The following is a 19,677-nucleotide window of genomic DNA, read 5'->3' as shown; positions in this document are numbered from 1 at the left end:
AAGGAAGAATTACGAATTGCAAGCCTCCAATTAAGCCTCCGACTCCTGTAGGACCAGTTGTTTGTCTCCCCGGCCATTGGCGGAAGGCGTTACAGTCTGTTCGGGCGTTATCTTCGGTGGTATCAGTTTGTACACTACCGGTGTTACGATCCTGGACAGCAAGGTGGAACTGATAAGGCCACCAATCAGTACAATGGCCAGCGGGGCAATCATCGGGTTGGTGGAAATGGCAATCGGTATCAATCCTCCTATAGCCGTCAGCGATGTCAGTACGATCGGCAGGAAACGTATCTCTCCGGCTTCCCGTATAGCCGCTTCCAGTGACTTGCCCTGCATCCGCAGCTGGTTGGTAAAATCCACCAGCAGGATAGTGTTCTTCACTTCAATACCGGCCAGCGCTATCAGCCCCACAATGGCAATAAAAGAAAGGGAGTTGCCTGTAAGCCATAAGGCAACAGCCGCACCAACGATACCCAGCGGTATTACAGACAGCACGATCAGCGTACTTTTGAAGGTCTTAAATTCCAGTATCAGTACTGCAATGAACAGGAAAATTGTTACGATGATGATGCTCATAAAACCACCGAAAGAATTTTTCCGGCTCTCTACTTCACCACCCATCTCATAAGTATAGCCCGCAGGCAGCTTCAGCTGGTCCATCTGGCGGATCACATCATTGATAACCCGGTCAGGCAGAAAACCTTTTTTTACAAAAGCGCCGATGGTGACCAGCCTGTTTTTTTCCTGATGATTAATGCTCAGCGGAGAAGTTTCCAGTTGAATATTGGCTACCTGTGACAAGGGTACAGCAGTACCGGCCATATTATTGACATACAGGTCGCGGAAAACGTCCAGCGTGGGTTTGCCGTCTTTGTGTTTGGTTACCAGGATATCGTAGTCACTGTCGTTTTCGTCATTGTATTTCCCCAGGTTGATACCGGCAATGGCTAAACGAACAGCCCTGTCGATGTTCACCGTAGGAATTCCAAGCTGCTGTGCTTTCTCACGGTCAATGTTTACGCGTACATCCGATTTCAGGGTACTGACAGGATTGTTGATGTAAATAGTACCGGGTGTTTTTGACAGCATTTTTTCTACCTGACCAGCCAGTATACGCAGGCTGTCGAGGTTATCGCCAAACAGCCGTACTTCTACAGGAGCGGTCACCGGAGGGCCCTGCTCAAAATTCTTTACCTCCACTTTAGCGCCCGGATACGGCGTCCATTTATGACGGAGTTTTTCAATGAGGGCTATTTTGTCTGCAGGGCTGGTATGCTCATCCAGCTGAATGAACAGCTGAGCATAGTCGCTGCGTTCATTTTCCTGTGCTTCGTTGTAATAAATGCGGGGATTACCTTTGCCGATGTTGCTGGCGATGTAACGGATATTTTTTTCCTGCCGTAGTTCTTTTTCCAGCTGCTCCACGATATGATTGGTATAAGCGAGGTTGGACTGCGGCGGGGCCAGTACGTTGATCAGGAACTGTGGTTTTTCGGAAGCCGGAAAAAGACCAAAGCCAACAGCTTTCATTAGTACAACAGAACCGCCAAACAACAGCAGGGATACTATCATGGCGAGTACAGGCCGGTGCAGGGCTTTGTCCAGTAACCGGGCATAACTGCCATGGATCAGCTTTTTCAGCAGCCGCATAAAAATATTGCCTTCCGGATGACCACTATGTTCTTTCAACAAACGACTGGCCAGGAATGGAATAATTGTCAATGATACAATCATAGATGCCAGTACACTGAAAATTACGGCCAGTGGCATACTGCGGATGAAATCACCGCTACCTTCCGGCAAAAATACCAGCGGCATAAAAGCAATGATCAATGTGGCGGTACAACCTACCACGGCCATACCTATCTGACTGGTGGCCTTCAGCGTGGCTTCCATACGGGTATGTCCTTCCAGCATCCACCGCTCTATGTTTTCTATGACCACAATGCTGTCATCTACTAGTAGTCCCAATGCTACTACCAGGCCTACGATGCTGAGCTGGTTGAGGTTGTAGCCAAATAACTGTAACAACACAATGCCAATGGAGAGAGACAACGGTATCGAAATCATCACGATCAGGGCCGGGCGCTGGCCCAATGGCAACAGCGTAAACGCTACCAGTAGAATGGCAATGATAAAGTCTTTGCCCAGGCCGCTTAAGCGATGGTTCACTGCTTCCGCCTGATCAAAATAATGTATCATGTCTATGTTGGCAGGCAATGTTTTTTTAAACCGATCTATAACGGGTTTGTACAGCTGTTGTGTTTTACTGATGTTTTCTCCTGATTTCTGAGCGGCAGATACAGTAATACTACGATGGCCGTTTAATCTCGTAAAGTACTTCTCATCTTCAAACCCGTAGTACACTTTCGCAATGTCTTTCAGGAAGATGTTTTTTCCGTTGGCCGCTGTAACAATCGTATTGCTGATCTCATCAATGTTTTTGTAGTTACCGCTGGTTTTTATGTTGAAGCTTTTTTCTCCCGCATCAATACTGCCTCCGGGAATATTGGCCATTTCGCCCTGGATGGCTGCCAACACGATGCTGGAAGGAAGATGCAGCTGCGCCATTTTGTCCAGCTCCAGTTCCACCCGCACCTGCTGATCAGGCAGGCCGTGTATCTTCACATTTTTAAGGCTGGATATTTTCTCCAGATCTTCCTGCAGCTTTTCTGCATAATAACGCAGTTTGTCACGGGAGGCGTTTTCGGAGATAAGGGCTACCTGTAGCACATTCACATCTGAAGGCTCCAGCTGTTTTACTTCTATGCTGTAAATATCAGCGGGCAGGGAAGCTTTTTTATTGTTGACTTCTCTCACCAGTTCCTGATATTTCTGGTCTACGTTGGAACTGTATTTATATTCTACCCGCATAACAGCCACTCCATCGCTGATAGTGGTACGTAGTCTTTTAATATCGGCCAGCGCATAGACAGCTTTCTCCAGCGGGTTCACCACCAGGTCTTCCATGTCTTTGGGGCTGGTGCCGGGATAGATGACCGCAACCGTAAACTGCGGCGCTTTCATTTCCGGGTCTTCGGAGCGGGGCATATTGAGGATGGTTGTGATGCCGAGCACAATGATCATTAAGAAGATCACGAGGGTGAACTGATAGTTCTTAACGGCATAACCGGATATTTTCATGGCGGTAGTTGTTATTGGATGATGCGGATAGATGACTGGTCCTTGAGATAGGCGCTGCCTGAGATGATCAGTGATTTGGCCTGCTCCATGCCATGGCTGATAAGCACCTGGTCTTTTTCCATACCGGCGATGGTTACGGGTATGCGCCGGGCGGTTTTATTATCGTTGGTGACAAACACGTAGCCGTTGCTGCCGTTACCATCGAGCAGGGCGGCGTAGGGGATACTCCAGGCAGTACCACCGCCTGTACCGCCGGTGCTGATATGGCATCTGCCAAACATACCGGTGGCAATGGCGGCGGGCTTGCTGCCACTGAGCTGTACGTCTATCACGAAGGTGCCGCTGGCGGCATCGATGCCTTCGGATTTACGTGTAACCGTTCCCGGGAATGTTTCGCCGGGCAGGGAAGGGGTTTCAACAGTAGCCTGGTCGCCTGTTTTTACCTGGGCCCATTCTTTATCGGTAACGCCTATACGAAGTATCCAATGGGCGTTACGCGCACCATTGATCTGCAGTACGGCGGTACCGGCGTTAACAAACTGGCCGGGGTTGGCGAGTTTACGCAGTACATATCCGTCTTTGGTGGCTCGGATGGTGGAGTAGCTCCGGTTAAACTGTACGGTATTGAGTTGCTGGCGGGCCAGGTCCAGGGCGGTTTTGCTGTTTTGCAGCTGTTCCAGCGTGGCTACACTGTCGTTGTGAAGATTAAGTGTGCGCTGATAATCCCGCTGGGCTTTTTCAAGTGCAAGCTGTGACTGTTGTACCTGTGCATCTATTTCAGTGAGATTGAGCGTAGCGAGGACCTGGCCGCTGTGTACAGGATCTCCTTCTTTCACCTGTATGGAGTTGATGATACCATTGGTTTTGAAAGACAGGTTTACTTCATCATCGGTGGTAAACTGTCCGGAAGCATGGATAGATAAGGTACTACCCTGTTTTTCCAGTGACATCACTTTCACCGGTATCACATCGGTGGTGTCAGTGGTGGCGGTGACGGGTTTTTTACTGCCGCAGGAAAATAACAGCAGGGAGAGCGGAAGTAGGAGAATACTATTTTTCATGGGAGTATTTTTTATTATTGAACAGAGTCGATATTGTAAGATGCCTGTGCGCGTTCTACGGCGGCATAGGCGGTTTGTACGGCTGCTTGTGTAACGGCCATCTGTAGTTGTGCTTGTGTAAGCTGGTTCTGTGCGTCGAGCAGTTCTATGTAGAGTAATTGTCCTTCCTTGTACACCTTCAGCTGGTCGCGGTAATAACGTTGTGCAAAGGAAAGCTGGCTTTGCGCCGTAACGAAGTTGTGCAACGCTGTGCGATAGTTGTTGGTCGCCTGGTAAGATTGCAGCTGCATGGATTCGGTGGCTCTCTCGGTAGCATTGTTGATGGCTTGTATATCAAGGCCGGCCTGCTTGATCCGGTACTTGTATTTATGTGAGCCGAAGAGCGTCCATTCGAGATTTACGCCAAAGAGATAATAACGCGACTTGTCATCTAAATGTATGCCGGTAGATTGTGAGCCAAGATCGAGGAAGGTGCTGAGTTTGGGGATGATATAGGACTGCTGGAGTTTTTCGTTCAGGCGGTAGGTGGTAGCTGCACTTTTATATTCTAATAGTTCTTCTCTTCCCTGAATGCCGGAGGAGGGGATGTCACGGATGCCGGTGAGCAGGCTGCTGTCCAGTGTGATGTTTTCATCCAGGCCACGATTCAGCAGGAAGTTGAAATAGGCTTTTGCATTTTGTTGGTCATTGACAGCTTTGCTGATGGAAGCATCGGTTTTCTCTTTTTCAGTCTGGGAGCGGTAAACGGCTGTGTTGTTGCGGATGCCGTTGCGAACCATGCTTTCGTTGATCCGGATGTTTTCCTGGATGAGGGCGAGGGCGTTGTTGTAGATAGCTACAGCCTGAGTGGACTGATAGTATTGGTAGTACGCCGTTTTAATATCCTGTACCAGCTGTCTTTTGTAAACGTTGAGCGAAGCCTGTTGTCTGGTCAGCTGTTCTTTTTTGATTTTCTGGTTATAATAAATCTCAGCATTGATCAACGGCAGGCTGGTCCTGAATTTGGCGTCGTAGAAGTTGTCGGGGTTTAACAATACGGAAGTGTTCTCCACCTGTGGAAACCGGTGACTGTTAGTCAACTGGTTGAGGCTGGAGTATACGGAGTTCAGCATATCACCGATGGGAATATCGATGGTGCGGCCACCAGCTGCTTTGGTGTAGCTGCCCAGGAAGGTGACGTTGGGGCCAAAGAGGCTTCTGGCTTCCTGCAGAGCAGCCATCGCTTTCTCCAGCTGGAAATGCTGGTCTTTCAGTCCTTTGTTGTTGGTGAAGGCCTGTTGTATATACTGGTCCAATATAGTGTTTGGCGGAGAAGCCAGGACGCGTGTCTGTAGCGTGTCTTGTCGCGGTATATTAGTGGCGGACAGGAGTGATGCCGCGGGGTGATGAATGCCCGATACACTCAAACCCGCTGCCAGCAAGCTCGTTAACAACGATCCTTTTGTGATGAATGTCAACATAATGAACGGTGTTTATTTATCTCGAAAAAATAAAAGCCTGGAAGGCTTTGGTAGTCGGTGTTTATATACTAAACAGTGTTTAATGGTGTCGCTGAAAAAAGGCCCATGGCCTTTCTTAGACGGCAGTGACTGCCATTAATATTTTCTGGTCAGGTACCAGTTTCATCCTTCACAAAAGCGTTTTCACGCACCTAACATTTGATTACTTCAAGATAAGCCCGGATAGCATCGTCGATACTGATGTTGAGTGCTTTTTCCGGAAGCTTGCATACTTTCAGCCGTGAACGCAGGTCCAGGCTGATCAGTCCGTGGGCAAAGGCCCATATAGACAAAGCGGCGGTCGTTGGATCTGTAAAACGGAGACGTTTTTTCTCTATACATTCCGCTACCAGATGGTATAAAGCGTCATAAGCAGAATCTCCGTTCTTCCATTTCTCCTGTTCGCCTTCGGCATTCATCGGCGCTTTGATAATAAACATCAGGTCATACAGTTCCGGATTGGCGCGATAGAAGCCAATATAAGCCCAGGCCAGCTGTACCAACCGCTCTATCGGGTCGGCCGCTGTCAGATTATGTGCAAAATGGGCTGCCAGCTCAGTAAATGCTTCTTTCTGTACATCATACAACAACTCATCCTTGTCTTTGTAATACAGATAAATAGTGGCAGGGCTGTATTCTATTCTGTCCGCTATGTTCCGGATAGAAACCTTTTCATAACCCACTTCCACAAACATTGCCATCGCTGCATCCACAATTCGTCTGCGCATGTCCGCTCGCTCACGCTCTTTTCTTTCTGCTATGCCCATGTTAAATTGTTTACGATGCAAATATACTGAACACTGTTTACTTTCCAAATTTGAGTGAAAGTTTTTTAAAAGTTCCCATTCCAACTTGCGTAAAAGTGCCGTCCGATGCGGCGGATGGGTTTGACTGCAGATAGAATGCAGTGAAGCCTGAGTGACAAATGTAGTATGCATACAAGGTTTAACATTGGGGTTAGTAATAGGTGTGCAGTAATTATCTGGTTGTATCAGTTTCAAAAACTATTGAGGAGCCTTACCGCTCGTAAGGAATTATTTTATAACGGTAATGTATATACGTAGTTGTTCCTGGTTCAAAAGTATCCATCTGCACTAACAAAGTAATCCGCACTTTGTTTGAATGCGCTGTTTTACAGCGTATCAAAAAACAATGAATGGTTTCAACCGAACATAATGACGGATTGTTATGCCTATATGAAAATTTCTCCGGCTAACAGATTATACCTCGGCTTAACAGCTGTCATCGTATTGGTTGTCATGGGTGGCTTCCTCTCCTGGTGGACTTCCGGAAGGGGAGGAGGCGTTACCAATGCCATCCTGCTGCTGAACACCGCCATTATTCTGATAATAGGTCTGGTGCTGATGTTTTTTATTTATAAGGAATTTTATTACGGTCAGCATGTGAGGAAAAAACTCAACACCAAGCTGGAGGAAGTGGTGCGGTTAAATCGTATAGCCAACGACAGGAACTGGTTGCTGGGAGGCCTCAACGATATGAAGGAAAGCCTGCTGGGTATTCATAAACCCGAAAGCCTCGCATATAAATGTTTGCTCTCGCTGACAACGCAGGTAGGTCTTACAGCTGCGGCCCTTTATTTTTATGAAGAAGAGAAATTACGCTTATGCAGCAACGTTAATCTCCCTGGTGATGCACCGGCATCTTTTGTTGTAGGCGAAGGACTGCTCGGACATGCGGCCGCACAAAAGGAAATACAGGTCATCACTGACCTGCCATCCGATTACTGGCATCTGGCTTCTGCTACAGGCAACCTGCCACCCCGTACACTGGTGTTTGTTCCATTGTATATGGGAGATGAACTAGTGGGGGTGATAGAACTGGTTGCATTTAAAAAGGTGACACCCCTGCAGCTGCAGTTGCTGGAGCTGCTCTCTAAAGATATTGCGGTGGCGCTGCACGCAGCCAGTGAAAGAGAAAAAGCCATGCTGTTGCTGCAGCAGGTACAGGAACAGAAGGAAGCGCTTTACTGTCAGCAGGAAGAGCTGCGTCAGTCTAATGAAGAGCTTCACCGGCAATCAGAAATATTACAGGCCTCTGAAGAAGAACTGCGGGTGCAGGAAGAAGAGCTTCGTCAGGTCAATGCAGAGATGACCATGAAAAATGCGGAGCTCGAAACAGCCCGGCAGGCCCTTTCCCTGAAGGCTGCAGAACTGGAGGCCAACAGCCGTTATAAATCAGAGTTCCTGGCTAACATGTCACACGAGTTGCGCACTCCACTCAATAGTATCCTGATCCTGGCCAAGATGCTGGAGGAAAACAAAGAGTGTAATCTGTTCCCGCGTCAGGTAGAATATGCTACCATCATGCATAAATCAGGCTCTGATCTGTTACGTCTTATCAATGATATCCTCGACCTTTCCAAAATTGAAGCCGGTAAGGTGGAGCTGGCCATGGAGCCGGTACGCATCGCTGATATCATTGATGACCTGGATAGCCTGTTTGGCGTGGTAGCCCAGGAAAAACAGATAGAATATACTACTGAAGTAGCTGCCGGCATACCAGGTATCATCTTCACAGATAAATTACGTCTGGAACAGGTGATCCGTAATCTCCTGGCCAATGCATTTAAATTTACACCCAATGGTGGAAGCATCCGTGTGCTGTGGTACCGGCGTCCTGAAAATGCGCTCTGTATCAGCGTTGCGGATACCGGACCAGGTATCCCTGCGGAAAAACAACAATTGATTTTTGAAGCTTTCCATCAGGGAGATGGCGCAACCACGCGCCAATATGGAGGTACAGGACTAGGGCTGTCTATCAGCCGTGAACTGATGGTGCTGCTGAAAGGTGAAATCCACCTGGATAACAGTAGCCCCAGAGGTAGCATCTTTACGGTATTACTACCACTGACAACCGGCTCGCTGCATCTCCGGAAAGAACCGGCAACAGAAGGCCCCACCACGGTGCAGCCTGTTTTTCACGATGCAACAATACAATTTCCTGTCCGGCAAAAAGATGACCGTCATCACCTTTATAAGGGAGATCAGCTAATCCTGATTGTAGAAGAGAAAATATTTTTTGCGGACCTGGTGCGGGATATTGCCCGGCGCAAAGGCTTCAAGACCATTGTGGCCTATAATGTGCAGGATGGCCTCTTTTATGCCCGCAAATACCTGCCTGTGGCGATTATCTTGGATATAGACCTGCCAGCGACAGAAGGTTGCGATATCCTCGAAGGACTCCGCAGCAATGAAGAAGTGAGAAGGATCCCCATACATATGATATCTGCAGCGGAAGTACCTGCTGTAGTTATTGATAACGTAAATGGATATACGAAAAAACCGACTGTTTCAGACGATCTGGAACGGATGTTTGTCACAATCTCCACACAGATGCAGGCCCGCCTGAAACAGGTGTTACTCATCTCACACGGCCCGCTCACCAGAGATCCGCAACTCACCGCCAAAAGTGTGGAACGGCAGCTGGAAGCCCAGTACGATGCTGCAACTGGTATCAGCGAAGCCTTATCATTATTATCCCATAAAAAGTATGATGGCATCATCTTCGACATTGGTCCGGAACTGTCCCGTGAGCTGGCCCGGCTGGAAGAATTATCAAAAATGAACACAAGCGGCTATACGCCTGTTATAGTATACATAGACCGGGATATTACACCTGCTGAAGAACAACAACTGAAAAGACACGCGGCAGCCATCGTCCGGAAATCTGCCTGCTCTGCAGACCGCCTTATGGATGAACTGGAGCTTTTGTTATATCGTATGGAACACCCCGTGTTAGCCCCTGTAGCTCCCCTGCATCCGGCAATAAATATCCTGGAAGGTAAACAGGTGCTGTTGGTGGATGATGATATGCGGAATATTTTTTCTATCGGCGCACTGTTGGAAGAACAAGGCCTGAAAGTGTTTACTGCATCGGACGGAAAAGAAGCCCTGTCTGTGCTGGATGGTCATCAACAGATAGATCTTGTACTGATGGATATTATGATGCCCGAAATGGATGGGATCGAAGCAATGAAACATATCAGAGGAGATAAACGGTTTATGCAGTTGCCCGTGATCGCCGTTACTGCTAAAGCGATGCCGGGAGACAGGCAGCAATGCCTTGAAGCAGGTGCCTCTGATTATATCGCCAAACCGGTTGATAGCAGCAAACTATTGTCCCTGCTGCACGTATGGCTATCCTGATTATACCTTGACCTAAAATACCTATGATGGAAGATCTTACCAAAGATGAACTGGATACCCTCGTTGGCGTCATCCGTAAGCAGTACGGTTATGATTTTACGGATTATGCGCAGGCCTCCCTCAAACGCCGCTTTCAGCGCTTTATGGGACATTCCAGTATTGAAGAAGTAACGGAACTGACCGAAAGACTGCAGCAGGACCCGGATTTTTTTCTGCGAATGGCACAGTTTATTACCGTCAACGTCACTGAAATGTTTCGCGACCCCGTTTTTTACAAAGTACTGCGTGAACAGGTGCTACCCCGGCTTGCCACCTGGCCCATCATCAAAATATGGCATGCAGGATGTGCTACCGGAGAAGAAGTTTTTTCCATGATCATCCTGTTGCATGAGGCCGGCCTGCTGGACCGCTGCCGCATTTATGCTACCGACCTGAATGCGGCCAACCTGGACAGGGCCAGCAAAGCCATGATCCCGCTGAAATTTATGAAAGACTATACGCAGAATTATTTACAGACCGGCGGAACCGAAGATTTCTCAAACTACTACACGGCAGGCGATGATTATGCGGTGATCCGGCCTCACCTGCGCCGCAACATTATTTTTTCTCAGCACAACCTTGTCACAGACCAGGTGTTTAATGAGTTTCAACTGATCTGTTGCAGGAACGTATTTATTTATTTTAACCGGCAGCTGCAGAACCATGTGCTGCGGTTGTTTTATGACAGCCTTTCCCCGCTGGGCTATCTGGCACTGGGCCTCAAAGAATCCATGATGTTCTCCGAAGAAAAGAACCGGTTTGAAGCTGTCAGTGGACCACACAAGATTTTCAGACGTAAATCATAAACAATTGCAACCTCTAACCCCATTTGATATGATCGCCATTGGTGGTTCCGCCGGCAGCCTGCCCGTATTGGCAGCCCTGTTGGAGCAGCTCCCGCACCCATTGGAATGCACCATGATCATTGTGTTGCACCGCCTCAAAAATGTACCAAGCGACCTGGACCGGTTACTATCCTTCAAGACTCCTATCGTCGAACCGGAAGACAAACAGCCGGTACTGCCCAACAGGATTTATCTTGCTCCGCAGAACTACCACCTGCTGATAGAACAGGACTACACCTTTTCGCTGGACTACTCAGAGCCGTTGCACTACAGCCGTCCATCCATTGATATCAGCTTCGACAGCGTGGCGGAAACCTACGGCTCCAGAGCCCTGGGCATGCTGTTGAGCGGAGCCAGCAAAGATGGTGCTGCGGGCCTTCAGCGCATTGTCTCGGCAGGAGGTACCGGAATCGCACAACATCCTGGTACTGCTCTCTTTGATACGATGCCCCAGGCTGCTATGGACCGCTGCGCGGATATACAACCCCTCACAGTACCCGAAATGGTCCAGTTTTTACAGGAACTCAAAATGAGCCCGGAACATGACCGATGAACCTCAAAATATCTTTACCATTCTCCTGGTAGATGATAAAATGGAGAACCTGATTTCCCTGCAACATATGCTGGAAGAAGATAACCGTGTTTTTCTCCAGGCTACCTCAGGTAATGAAGCGCTGAAGATGGTGCTGAAGAATAATCATATCGGCCTGATACTGCTCGATGTGCAAATGCCTGAAATGGATGGCTTCGAAGTGGCCAGGCTCCTGCAACTGAATCCTAAAACCCGGGATATCTCCATCATCTTCGTAACGGCTATCAACAAGGAAGAACAAAACGTCATACGGGGCTTTTCCGCCGGCGCAGTTGATTATCTCTACAAACCACTCAATGTAAATGTTACCAGGGCTAAGGTGAATGTATTCGAAAAACTATACTTCTCCCAGCAGGACCTCAAACAGCTCATCGCTGATAAAGAAAAAATCAACAAACAGCTGGAGCGTTTCATGTACATCGTGGCGCATGACCTGAAGTCTCCGCTGGCCGGGGCTATCAGCCTGCTCTCTATAATGATTGAAGATGAAAGCGTACAGGCGTCACCGGAGTTAAAGGATTATATGGATACCGTCATGGGGGCTGCCCGGCATCTCTCTGCCATGATTACTTCCATGCTCGACTATGCCCGCCGGAGCGATACGGAAGGCATGGAGGAAACAGTAGATGTAGCACTGCTCATCACGGATGTTACCCGGTTGTTGTTCCCGCCTGCCCATATTAAGATCACTACCCGGGGCACCTTGCCCACAGTGGCTGCAAACCGCCTTAAACTCCAGCAGGTTTTCCAGAACCTGATCTCCAATGCGATCAAATACAATGATAAAACAACGGGACTGATTACGGTGGGTGCTGCTGAGAAAGAGGAGTTCTACGAATTTTATGTGAAAGACAACGGACCGGGTATGGAAAAAAGAGATACAGACCGGGTATTTCGTCTCTTTGAGCGATTGGATGATAACAGGAAGGAAGAAGGTACTGGTATTGGCCTCAACATTTTTAAGATGCTGGTGGAAGAACAGGGAGGTAAAGTATGGGTAGAATCTGAGCCTGGCCTGGGCAGCACTTTTTATTTTCAGTGGCGCAGAAGATAAAGTCTATTCTTCGAAGATCCACAGCCGCCCGTTGATCCGCTGGGATGTGACCGGTAAACAGGACACCCGGTAAGTCCTGGGATCAGCGCCTTCCAGCTTCCATTCCCAGTTGCTGATAGCATTCTCCGGCGAAGCAAAAAGTTCAATTGCAGTATTGTAAATATCATCGGTATTGACAGCTCTGTTGCGCAGCTGCGTCATAGCATCGGAGAGGATGGCCGGCAACTGTTCCCCTGGCCCCGAAAGCTCCAGTATGTCCGCCGCCTTCTGATTCACCCATCCGGAAAAACCATCGTTGTTGATAAAAATGACCGCATGCGGCAAACAATGCAGTATCGCGGCAAAACGCATGGCAATACCCTGAAAATACAGCTGCTGCTGCGTATGTGTCAATATCTCCTTCAGCCGCAGCCGGATTGTTTCTATACAGTCCTGAAAAGCGGTTTCAAATACCTGTTGAGTGGTCCAGCCCAGTATCAGCAGGCTGTTATGCGGTTCTGTATTAATAGGAATGATGACGGCAGATGAAAGGTCTCTCAACAGTTCATGTAACGGATGATCAGGTATCGCCGCTACCTCTGTCCAGTAAATGGTTTTAAAGGCATGACGATGCAACAGCTTGCGGACGGGGTCCGGGCTGATTACGATCTCATTCAGAAAATGAGGAGAGGCATTTTTAACCTTGGCTGTATTTTCATCTTCAAACTCCAGTTGCAGCGCGATGTCTGCTTCCAGGAGATTTTTAACCAGCGAGATACTGAAAGCCAGAAAGGAAGAGATATGTTTCTCCTTATCCCAGCGACTGGTCTGGTTGATAAAATTCAACGCTTTGTTTTCCCAACTGTTCACGGTAGGTAGATTGATAAAGTTAAACAAATGACTGTAGTGCAGCGATCACTTCCCCGGGAGCGCTTATCTGGGGGAAATGTCCTTCTGTATTAACTTTTATTCGTTTGCTGCCGCGGATGTTTTTTTCAAGGTATTCGCTTACCACGGCCGGAACGGCGATATCATTGGCTGTTTCAATGATCAGTGTAGGTTTGTTTACTTTAGATAGCTCATTACGGTGGTCGAGCAGGAAAATAGCTCTGGCCACCGAAATGGCAATATCAGGACGTAACCGTTGCAGGGAGCTGGCAAAGTCTTCGGCGAGTTTAGGTCGTTCGGGATTACGCATGGCCAGCAGTGAAAAGCCAATCGCCCATGCCTGGTAGTTGGTATGCATGGTCTCGAACAAGGCTTCCAGGGCTGCTTCGTCAAAGCCGCCGGTATAGAAGGCTGCCGGATCGTTGAGGTAACGCGGACTGGAACCCATCAGTACCAGCCGGTCAAACAGATGCGGCTTCCGGTTGGCAGCCATCAAACCGATCATCCCGCTTACGGAATGCCCGATAAAAGTGGTATTCTCTGCTCCCACAAACTCCAGAATATCTGTCAGGTCGGTCACATACCCGTTCATGGTGGCGTAACGCAAAGGACTGTACGAAGAAGGATCGGTATTACCACTGCCGGCATTATCATAAAGCACGATTCGATAGTCATGCTCAAAAGCGGGAAGAAGGTCTGAAAAAGAGTGCTGGTCAATGCCAAGACCATGTCCGAAAACGAGTGTCTGGCTGGCTTGTGGGTTACCGGTAATGCGGATGTTGTTCTTCTTCGTAATATCCATATGGTTAATAGTTTTTCTGAAGAGCAGGACAGACGTCTCTGTTCCGCTTGCAACCTGGAAGGAGCAGCTTTCATAACGGTCACTATTATCCAAATATAAGTAAATAGTTCCGTGAAAGGAACTATTTACGAACTGCCAGCACACGGAATGTTCCCGGTGCTATCACAGGTTTGCCGTCGGGTCCGCTATGACGGTCGGCAGCCGGAAGAAACACATTCTGTGTAAGCGGATCATATACCAGCGTCCTGGCGCCTTTGGCGGTAGGAACAGTGCCCAGGGACGTGTATTTGTCCGCACTATCTTCCCGGAATACAGACAGGGTGCCTTCTCCGTTGGACGCAAAAATGATTTTACCGGCAGCATCAAAAGCTACGCCATCACAACCGTCGCCAATAGGCAGCGTGGTCACTACCTGACCGTTGACAGCATTCATCACTACCAGTAACTTGTTGTCGCAACCCGCAAACAGTCGGTGGGTCACGGTATCAATGGCCAGTCCGGTAGGCGCTTCCCCTTTGCCCAGCGGCCATTCCTTTTCCACTTTGAAAGTGGACATACTGATCACAGCGATACTGCTTTTGTCTTCAAGATTTACATACAGGTGTCCGGCTCCGTCGGATACAGCTGTTTCAGGCCTTGCCTTTAAAGGGACAGTAGCCACCACCTTATTGGTGCCCGGATTGATGATGGTAAGATCTTTGCCGGCACCATCGCAGGTAATCACTTTGTCGGAGAACGGCTCAAACAAAATAGCATCCGGATTGCCACCGGTAGCAATTTCTGCCTGTACCTGATGGGTATTGATATCAAACACGGTGACCGTATTGGCTTTGCCGTTGCTCGTAAATCCTTTGCCAAAGCGGGGTGCGAAAGCAATACCATGTACGCCCTCCGTATGAGGAATCGTACCTGCTTCTGTACCGGTGGTTTTGTCAATAATATTTACTTCGGTACCGTGCGCAACATACAACTGTTGGGTAACAGGATTGATAGCAATGTAATCCCATTTACCATCACCTTTTACAGGATAAGTGGCAGCCACATGCCATTTCGGAGATTGTGCAGTAGCCATCAGTGTACCAAACAATAACACCGGAAACAATAGTTTTTTCATGGAAAGATGTTTTAATGTCAAAACTCCGGTTTAATTCTGGAGAGAAACTGTAGGTTGTAATATCTTTGCAGCCATGAAAGCATTTATTTTCGATCTCAACGGAACCATGATCAACGACATGGAATATCATCTGGATGGCTGGTACAATATGCTGAACAAACTAGGGGCCAACATGACCAGAGAAGCAGTCAGAGGACATATGTATGGAAAAAATGAGGAACTGCTGATGCGTATCTTCGGAAAAGAACGCTTCACCCTGCCCCAGATGCTGGAGATCGCACATGAAAAGGAAGTGCTGTATCAGGAGGCTTTCCGGCCTCATCTGGAATTGATTGCGGGTCTTCCGGCTTTCCTCCGCCAGGCCGCCGATGCAGGTATCCCTATGACCATCGGATCTGCAGCCAACCGTTTTAATATCAGTTTTGTACTGGACAACCTGCAACTGCATGATTATTTTAATGCAGTGGTAAGCGCTGAAGATGTGGCTACCAGCAAACCCAACCCGGAAGTGTTTCTGAAATGTGCTGCTGCCATCCATGCTACGCCGGCAGACTGCATCGTGTTTGAAGATGCACCCAAAGGAGTAGAGGCGGCCCTTAATGCCGGGATGCAGGCAGTAGTACTAACCACCATGCATACACGTGATGAGTTTGCGGCTTATCCCAATATCCTTGCATTTGTGGAGGATTACACCGATCCGGTGTTGCAACAACTGTTTGCCTGATAAAAATCAAATCAGACGATAATTTTTTTAATATCATGGGGTAGCCTAAATTGCCGGGCTATTATAAATTCTATCGCTGATATGAAACATAATTCCGGGCAATCCAGGATGCTGGTGGCTGTAGATTGCGTCATCTTTGGTTTTGATGGGCAGGATCTGAAACTTTTGCTGATCAAACAGAATAACGGGCCGCAAAAAAACAAATGGGGTCTGATGAGTGGATGGCTACAGCCCGGGGAGGATTTCGGAGAAGCGGCCTCCCGTATGCTGTATGAGCTGACCGGACTGGAAGATGCTTATCTCGAACAGGTATCTGCTTTTGCCGCAGAACCCAGGCAGCCGAAAGAAAATACGGTAGCAGTTGCCTATCTGTCGTTGCTTAATATCAATGCGTCCCAGTTGCAGCTCAACGATCAGTATCAGGCGCAATGGATATCCCTGCAGGATTTGCCTGGCCTGATTGCCGGACAGGTACGGATGGTGGAAGCTGCGTTGGAGCGTTTACGTTATAAAGCAGCCATTCATCCGCTGTTGTTTGAGTTGTTGCCAGCTAAGTTTACAATTCCGCAACTGCAGATCCTCTATGAAGCCATTTACGACAGTATTTTCGACAAACGAAACTTCAGCCGCAAAATCCTTTCTACCAATTTGTTAGTCAAACAAAAAGACAAGGAAAAACTTAGCTCCAAAAGAGGCGCATTTTATTATAAACTCAATAAACGCCGCTATAGCGCTACTTTCAATGCTTTCCTTCATTTTGTTGCGGATCCTGGCGACCTGAAATAGCCAGGGATCCGCAACAAATATTCATCTTCACAAAAATCTCTCACAAAAAATCTTTCAAAAAAATCTAATCTCCGCTTACATCTCCGCAATCAGGTTCATCAGCAACATCAGATCTATCAGCGGTTACGGTAACATTCCACTATCTTATGAAAGATCTCCTTGTTCTCGTACACACCGCCAAACAGTTGTGAGTTAGGTCCATAGGAGAATACCATCACGGGAATACCGGTATGGTCGTTGGTCGCGAAATGCCCGCGGAGGGTGCCGTTGGAGATGTTGCCGTCCATGAGGGCGAGGCCGCCGGTTTCGTGGTCGGCTGTAACGATAATGGTGGTTTGTTTGTCTTTATCAGCAAAACGGAGCGCTTCTCCGATCGTATCATCGAAGTCCAGCATTTCACGGACAAGATAATCGAGATCGTTGGCATGGCCGCCATGGTCTATGCGGGAGCCTTCTACCATCAGGAAGAAACCTTTACCGGAAGCGTTGAGTTGTTGCAGTGCTTTTTTCAGTGCTTCCTTGAGGTAGTTACCCCGGCCATCACGCATGGAGGTAACCGTTTTATCAGAGAGGATCACGAGAGTACGGCCTTGTGTGGCAGGATTCCAGCTGTTGAAATCTTCCTGAAAACGGATGCCTGCCTGGGACAGGGTTTGTTGGTAGTTGGTGCCCAGTTCGCGAACAAGTTCTTCTTTACCTCCGCCAACGGCCAGCTGCAGTTTGCTGCTGATCAGCTGCTGGTAAAGGATTCGGGTATTGTCGCGGTCAGGTGTATGGCCGTAGAAACCGGCAGGTGTGGCGCCTGTAATCTCTTCGGTGACAATGACGCCGCTCTGGATGCCTTTGGGAGCCAGTATTTCGGGCAGTACGGGAATGGCATGATAGGTATTGTCCATCCCGATAGCGCGGTTGTTGGTTTTGGAACCGGTGCTGAGGGCGGTGGCGCCGGCAGCGGAATCAGTGTGGTAATTATCTGTGGAGGCGGTTTTGGACAGTCCCAGCTGACGCATCTGGAATAAGTTCAGGGCGCCCTTGTTGGCGGTATAACCTGCATACATTTCTGCCAGGCCTGTGCCATCTCCTATAAACAGGATCACGTTTTTGGAACGTACACGGGTGGCGTCGGAAGCATACGTAGGTGCGTATACGTTATGGGTAGGCATGTTACCGGCGGTGGTGCGTGTGGTGTTTTTCAGTACGTCATACAGCTCTTCCGGATAGTCGGTACCGATAACGTCTGCGCCGAGGTCCATCAGTTTATAATAGCAGGATTTGGAAGAAGGGGCGCCCCAGAAACGGAAAGGAAAGCCCTGCTGATGTACTTTGCTGATTATGCCGGTAATCTTTTCCAGTTCCGCAGGCACAAAAGTGCCTTTGCCATTCCATTTGCTGTATTGGTGGAAGTCGGTGCTGACGAGGGCCACTCTTGATTTTACGGCAGCAGGGTAGGTGCTGTCTGGCCTGCCATCGAAGAAAAACAGTTTGTCAAAGTCTGACCAGGCAGCTACTGGCGGAATGTTACCGGAAAGAATAACCTGTACTGCATTAGCATTAACAGCCGGGTCGAAGTATTGCCGGTAGGGCAGCAGTAAGGACTGTAATGCTTTTAAGGTAGGAATGCCATCGGTTTTAATGTCTACCAGGAGGCGGAGCGGAGATCCGTCAGTGTAGGCTTTACCGTTATTCAGGGCAAACTGCCGGAGTACCGGCTGCAGATATAGTTCCCTGAAAGTACATAACGGCTGGATATCTTTACTATCGTGGGCCACATACAGTTCACCGTCTTTCAGGTGGATATCTGCTTCTATGTAGCCAAAGTGCAGGGCTGCAGCCTGATAGAAAGGCATGCTGCGCTCATAGTCGTTGTGGGAATGGGCGTTGGCAACGGTATAATTTTTCGTTTGTGCATAGGTGTTAACCGAAAGCCATACGCTGCAGAAAAGAATCGCTTTTTTCAATTGTCTGGATTTTAACATCTTATCAACAGGTCAAGGGTCAAAGGTAGTCGCTAACCATTATCCTGTTGGTCATCCTGGTTTATGTTTATGTTAATTTATCCTGAATTTTCCCTTTAAAAAATCGATTTAGGTGCGCTTCAAAGGGTAGGCTGGTTCTGTACCAGTTCTTTCAGTAGAAACTGTCCTTCGAGCCATGCGCCCAGGTTTGAGTTGGCATTGATATGACCTTTGGCGCCGGTATTCACAAAGCGGCTACCCCATTGCGATGCCAGAAAGGCCGCTCTGGTAATACTGCAGTATTCATCATTGGTGCTGGCCACTACAATACTCCGGAAAGGAAAGGTTTTAAGAGGAATGGGAGAGAAGCCCATTGCTGCTGCGGGAAAATTAGGCTCCTCGGCATCTGCAGGTGCTACCAGCAGCACGCCGGTGACAGACAACCGGGTATGCTGTGCCCAGTGGGCTATTGCCATACAGGCCAGGCTGTGTGCTGCAATCACTACCTGCGGTCCTGCTGCGGCCACCGCGTCTTCTATGGCAGCTACCCAGTCAGCACATACCGGCGCATCCCAGGACTGTTGTTCAATCCGCCGGGTACCGGGTATCGACTGTTCCCACAGGGTTTGCCAATGAAAAGGACCTGAACTGCCTAGCCCCGGAGCGGTTAAAATTTTAATCTCCATGACAAAATGTTGTGAAAGGTTAAAGTTGGTATTTGAAAGATAATGTTTTTGGAAGGATTTTGAAAGAATAGAAATGCCAGGGCGGAAAATAATATATGGCAGATTCCGCTGCAACAACGTCTGCAGTGGGAGAACGTTGTTCGGATCGTTAGTGCCTCACCGTCTCTTGTTTTATCTGTTCCGGATATAATAATTGTCAATTTGACAATCATTACATCCGGGAAAAAAGAAAGGTCGAAAGAATTCGACCTTTATTGCTAAAATTCCACGTTATGGCACTCAGGTCCATAAAAAGTTAATCAGCTATTTTCCGGTCTGAACCGGTATATATAATAATTGATGT

At 48.3% G+C, this 19,677-nt stretch carries 15 protein-coding genes; 6 read left to right on the top strand and 9 right to left on the bottom strand.

Features of this window, described 5'->3' with window-relative positions; genetic code table 11:
• Positions 1-30 precede the first annotated feature (30 nt).
• The 4 genes from DF182_RS03215 to DF182_RS03200 form a co-directional block, all read right to left on the bottom strand.
• Positions 31-3,144: an efflux RND transporter permease subunit gene (locus tag DF182_RS03215; protein WP_113614240.1), complete on the bottom strand. Its 3,114-nt coding sequence runs from the start codon at positions 3,142-3,144 to the stop codon at positions 31-33.
• A gap of 11 nt (positions 3,145-3,155) precedes the next feature.
• The gene (locus tag DF182_RS03210; protein WP_113614239.1) at positions 3,156-4,205 is read right to left on the bottom strand and encodes an efflux RND transporter periplasmic adaptor subunit; all 1,050 of its coding nucleotides are present in this window, start codon (positions 4,203-4,205) and stop codon (positions 3,156-3,158) included.
• A 14-nt stretch (positions 4,206-4,219) separates the two neighbouring features.
• The gene (locus DF182_RS03205; RefSeq protein ID WP_113614238.1) at positions 4,220-5,665 is read right to left on the bottom strand and encodes a TolC family protein; all 1,446 of its coding nucleotides are present in this window, start codon (positions 5,663-5,665) and stop codon (positions 4,220-4,222) included.
• 191 nt (positions 5,666-5,856) lie between these two features.
• Positions 5,857-6,471 (bottom strand): TetR/AcrR family transcriptional regulator, encoded by a 615-nt coding sequence (locus DF182_RS03200; RefSeq protein ID WP_161964034.1) that lies wholly within the window; start codon positions 6,469-6,471, stop codon positions 5,857-5,859.
• A 408-nt stretch (positions 6,472-6,879) separates the two neighbouring features.
• On the opposite strand from DF182_RS03200, the gene DF182_RS03195 reads away from it, so the two are divergent.
• The 4 genes from DF182_RS03195 to DF182_RS03180 are packed head-to-tail and all read left to right on the top strand — an operon-like array spanning position 6,880 to position 12,400.
• Positions 6,880-9,870 carry a response regulator gene (locus DF182_RS03195; RefSeq protein WP_147243328.1) on the top strand — a complete coding sequence of 997 codons (2,991 nt, stop codon included), beginning with the start codon at positions 6,880-6,882 and terminating at the stop codon, positions 9,868-9,870.
• Positions 9,871-9,893: 23 nt separating this feature from the next.
• Positions 9,894-10,715, top strand: coding sequence for a CheR family methyltransferase (locus DF182_RS03190; RefSeq protein ID WP_113614235.1), 822 nt, complete (start codon positions 9,894-9,896; stop codon positions 10,713-10,715).
• Positions 10,716-10,719: 4 nt separating this feature from the next.
• Positions 10,720-11,307 (top strand): chemotaxis protein CheB, encoded by a 588-nt coding sequence (locus tag DF182_RS03185; RefSeq protein WP_245957362.1) that lies wholly within the window; start codon positions 10,720-10,722, stop codon positions 11,305-11,307.
• Positions 11,297-12,400, top strand: coding sequence for a sensor histidine kinase (locus DF182_RS03180; RefSeq protein ID WP_113614233.1), 1,104 nt, complete (start codon positions 11,297-11,299; stop codon positions 12,398-12,400). The genes DF182_RS03185 and DF182_RS03180 overlap by 11 nt, the downstream gene beginning before the upstream one ends.
• Before the next feature lie 3 nt (positions 12,401-12,403).
• Here DF182_RS03180 and DF182_RS03175 read toward each other — a convergent pair whose 3' ends face one another.
• The 3 genes from DF182_RS03175 to DF182_RS03165 form a co-directional block, all read right to left on the bottom strand.
• A complete protein-coding gene (locus DF182_RS03175; RefSeq protein WP_147243327.1) occupies positions 12,404-13,249 on the bottom strand; it encodes a hypothetical protein in 846 nt (281 codons plus the stop codon).
• A gap of 19 nt (positions 13,250-13,268) precedes the next feature.
• Entirely contained in the window at positions 13,269-14,069 is an 801-nt protein-coding gene (locus DF182_RS03170; protein WP_113614231.1) for an alpha/beta fold hydrolase, read from the bottom strand.
• A gap of 121 nt (positions 14,070-14,190) precedes the next feature.
• Positions 14,191-15,183, bottom strand: a complete 993-nt coding sequence (locus DF182_RS03165; protein ID WP_113614230.1) for a YncE family protein — start codon at positions 15,181-15,183, stop codon at positions 14,191-14,193.
• Between the two features lie 73 nt (positions 15,184-15,256).
• Between DF182_RS03165 and DF182_RS03160 the strand changes: the two genes are divergently transcribed.
• Positions 15,257-15,907, top strand: a complete 651-nt coding sequence (locus tag DF182_RS03160) for an HAD family hydrolase (RefSeq protein WP_113614229.1) — start codon at positions 15,257-15,259, stop codon at positions 15,905-15,907.
• An 81-nt stretch (positions 15,908-15,988) separates the two neighbouring features.
• Positions 15,989-16,693 carry an NUDIX hydrolase gene (locus DF182_RS03155; protein ID WP_113614228.1) on the top strand — a complete coding sequence of 235 codons (705 nt, stop codon included), beginning with the start codon at positions 15,989-15,991 and terminating at the stop codon, positions 16,691-16,693.
• A 116-nt stretch (positions 16,694-16,809) separates the two neighbouring features.
• Here DF182_RS03155 and DF182_RS03150 read toward each other — a convergent pair whose 3' ends face one another.
• Complete coding sequence (locus DF182_RS03150) at positions 16,810-18,651, bottom strand: alkaline phosphatase (protein WP_161964033.1); 1,842 nt, start codon at positions 18,649-18,651, stop codon at positions 16,810-16,812.
• A 137-nt stretch (positions 18,652-18,788) separates the two neighbouring features.
• On the bottom strand, positions 18,789-19,334 hold the full coding sequence (locus DF182_RS03145) for an RBBP9/YdeN family alpha/beta hydrolase (protein ID WP_113616752.1): 546 nt from the start codon (positions 19,332-19,334) through the stop codon (positions 18,789-18,791).
• Positions 19,335-19,677: the final 343 nt, after the last annotated feature.

Origin of the sequence: Chitinophaga flava, assembly GCF_003308995.1 — a bacterium.
GTDB classification, from domain to species: Bacteria; Bacteroidota; Bacteroidia; order Chitinophagales; family Chitinophagaceae; genus Chitinophaga; species Chitinophaga flava.
Note: the sequence above shows the minus strand (reverse complement) of the source record. Positions and strands in the feature narration are given on the sequence as shown.

Coding starts and splice junctions, on each gene's coding strand:
- DF182_RS03215 (WP_113614240.1), bottom strand. CDS start 3,144: ATGAAAATATCCGGTTATGCCGTTAAGAACTATCAGTTCACCCTCGTG.
- DF182_RS03210 (WP_113614239.1), bottom strand. CDS start 4,205: ATGAAAAATAGTATTCTCCTACTTCCGCTCTCCCTGCTGTTATTTTCC.
- DF182_RS03205 (WP_113614238.1), bottom strand. CDS start 5,665: ATGTTGACATTCATCACAAAAGGATCGTTGTTAACGAGCTTGCTGGCA.
- DF182_RS03200 (WP_161964034.1), bottom strand. CDS start 6,471: ATGGGCATAGCAGAAAGAAAAGAGCGTGAGCGAGCGGACATGCGCAGA.
- DF182_RS03195 (WP_147243328.1), top strand. CDS start 6,880: ATGACGGATTGTTATGCCTATATGAAAATTTCTCCGGCTAACAGATTA.
- DF182_RS03190 (WP_113614235.1), top strand. CDS start 9,894: ATGATGGAAGATCTTACCAAAGATGAACTGGATACCCTCGTTGGCGTC.
- DF182_RS03180 (WP_113614233.1), top strand. CDS start 11,297: ATGACCGATGAACCTCAAAATATCTTTACCATTCTCCTGGTAGATGAT.
- DF182_RS03170 (WP_113614231.1), bottom strand. CDS start 14,069: ATGGATATTACGAAGAAGAACAACATCCGCATTACCGGTAACCCACAA.
- DF182_RS03165 (WP_113614230.1), bottom strand. CDS start 15,183: ATGAAAAAACTATTGTTTCCGGTGTTATTGTTTGGTACACTGATGGCT.
- DF182_RS03160 (WP_113614229.1), top strand. CDS start 15,257: ATGAAAGCATTTATTTTCGATCTCAACGGAACCATGATCAACGACATG.
- DF182_RS03155 (WP_113614228.1), top strand. CDS start 15,989: ATGAAACATAATTCCGGGCAATCCAGGATGCTGGTGGCTGTAGATTGC.
- DF182_RS03145 (WP_113616752.1), bottom strand. CDS start 19,334: ATGGAGATTAAAATTTTAACCGCTCCGGGGCTAGGCAGTTCAGGTCCT.